The sequence below is a fragment of the Arthrobacter sp. MDT2-34-1 genome (genome assembly GCF_059091365.1).
The window spans coordinates 1-1,912 of the sequence record NZ_JBNHGO010000026.1; the positions used below are offsets into that span (position 1 = coordinate 1).

General features: G+C 68.6%; 2 protein-coding genes and 1 pseudogene. 2 read left to right on the top strand and 1 reads right to left on the bottom strand.

Annotated features, from left to right (window positions below):
• Positions 1-443 (top strand): annotated as a pseudogene (locus tag AC5RVV_RS17280) (NYN domain-containing protein); the annotation flags it as partial.
• Between the two features lie 107 nt (positions 444-550).
• The gene (locus tag AC5RVV_RS17285) at positions 551-1,144 is read left to right on the top strand and encodes a hypothetical protein (protein WP_494002595.1); all 594 of its coding nucleotides are present in this window, start codon (positions 551-553) and stop codon (positions 1,142-1,144) included.
• A gap of 18 nt (positions 1,145-1,162) precedes the next feature.
• On the opposite strand, the gene AC5RVV_RS17290 is transcribed toward AC5RVV_RS17285, so the two are convergent.
• Positions 1,163-1,912 (bottom strand): DUF808 family protein (locus AC5RVV_RS17290; RefSeq protein WP_494002596.1); only part of this gene is annotated, 750 nt, incomplete at its 5' end.

Genomic DNA, 1,912 nt, shown 5'->3' on the forward strand with positions numbered 1-1,912 from the left:
CCTTCCCCGCCCCGGCGTCCCCAATGACCGCTTTCCCTGCATCCCCCGGCGCGGAGGTGCGTCCGCGGCCCAAGCCCGGGCCACCGGCCTCCCCCCTGCCGTCTGCCCGCCCGGTCCCGCCGCGGCGGCCGGAGTCCCAGCTGGTCTACAGTTCCGGGGCGGCCGGTTCCGGGTACGGAGCCGGCGGTGCGATGCATGAGCAGGCCCTGCTGGAGACTGCCGAGGAGGTCGGGGAGAGCGTGGCCGCGAACTGGTACGGCAGCACCACCCAGCGGGAGCTGAACGAGGTGCTGGCGGACCGGCCGCTGCTGCCGCAGGAGATTGACCGGGTGCTGCTGCGCGACTGCGCCCAGCGGATCGGGGAAGCCGGCACCGACCTGCAGGCGGTCCGCCGGACTTTGCGCCAGGCGTTCTGGGAGAAGCTGGACCAGCTGACCTCCTGAGCGATCAACTGTGGCCGGCGATCAGGTCAACCATTTACCCATTTTGGCTTTTCAATAAATGCATAAGATAAAGGGGAAGTCAGCAACCCGTTCTGAAAGGCGTTCCGATGGCACTTCCCAAGATCACCTTCACCCCCTCCCCCGCACCCGTCGAGGTGCTCTCCGTCGGCGCGGCGGCCAAGTACGCGCTGACCACCCCGCATCTGCTGGGCAAGCTCCTGCAGGCCGGCTACATCGCCAGCCTCACCCGCGAAGACCTGGCACCGCTGCGCGTGGCGGACACCGTCACCAGTGCCGACGGCAGGCTGCCGCTCATCCAGACCGCTCCCGCACGCCAGCTCGACGAGGGATGGCGCACCTGGGTCGGCGACAGCCCGGAACTGTCCGACGAGGACTGGCTGCGCGCCCAGTGCGGTGACTGGAACCGCGCCCCGAAGGTTGCTTTCCTGGACGCCGGCTACGCGCTGGTGGGCCTGGGCGGAGTCATCACCGGAGTCACGAAAGTGGTCGGGCTGCTCGACTCCGGCGACACCTCCAAGGCCCGGTTCGAGATGCAGCTGCTCGGCCGGCTGGCCGGCGATCTGGTAACAGCACGGCACAGCATCAACCCTGACGCCACGGCCGAGGACCAGGAGTTCGCCCTGTCCCTGCTGGGCAAGCGCTACCCCTCCCAGCAGGGCGGCAGCGTCGGCCTCATCTAAGGGGTGCCTTCGATCAGGCTAGGAGGCGGGATCGGCCTCGCGTTTCGACGGGCGATAGCCGGCGACGGCGGCGCGGACGTCGCCCTCTTCGTGCCCGCCCTTCTTCTTGCCGAACGGCAGCACTTTGAGCAGGGGGTGCAAGATGGCCATGACGACGAGGCCCCAGGCGGCTCCGAGGACGGCCGAGCACAGGGTGTTCACGAGCCAGGCCAGGAAGCCGCCGGCCACCGGGATCCCGGCGAACGGGGTCTCGAGGACGTGGACCAGGTCGTACGGAGCGTGCCAGCCCAGATCGTACGCCCCCTGGAGCATGATGTGGCCGCCGACCCAGAGCATGGCGATCGTCCCAACGAGGGTGATCGCGGCCAGCACGGCGGGCATGCCCTTGACGAGCAGAGCGCCGAAGCGCTGCGAGCCCGCGGAGTCCTTGGTGGTCAGGTGCAGGCCGAGGTCGTCCATCTTGACAATGAGTGCGACGGCGCCGTAGACGAGCACCGTAATCGCGATCGCCACGACGACCAGGATGAGCGCCCGGACCCACAAGGACGCGTCGGCCACCTCGTTCATCGAGATGACCATGATCTCGCAGGACAGGATGAAGTCGGTGGTGATGGCGCCCTTGGTGACCTTAGCCTCCGCCTCCGGGCCCTGTTCGACCGCCGGCGCCTTTTCGGCCGCGTGGTGGCCGCGGAGCTTATGCCAGACCTTCTCGGCACCCTCGTAGCAGAGGTAGGTGCCGCCCAGCATGAGGATGAACGGGATGACCCC

Bases quoted from the DNA above. Each gene is read 5' to 3' on its own strand.
- AC5RVV_RS17285 (WP_494002595.1), top strand. From the start codon at position 551: ATGGCACTTCCCAAGATCACCTTCACCCCCTCCCCCGCACCCGTCGAG.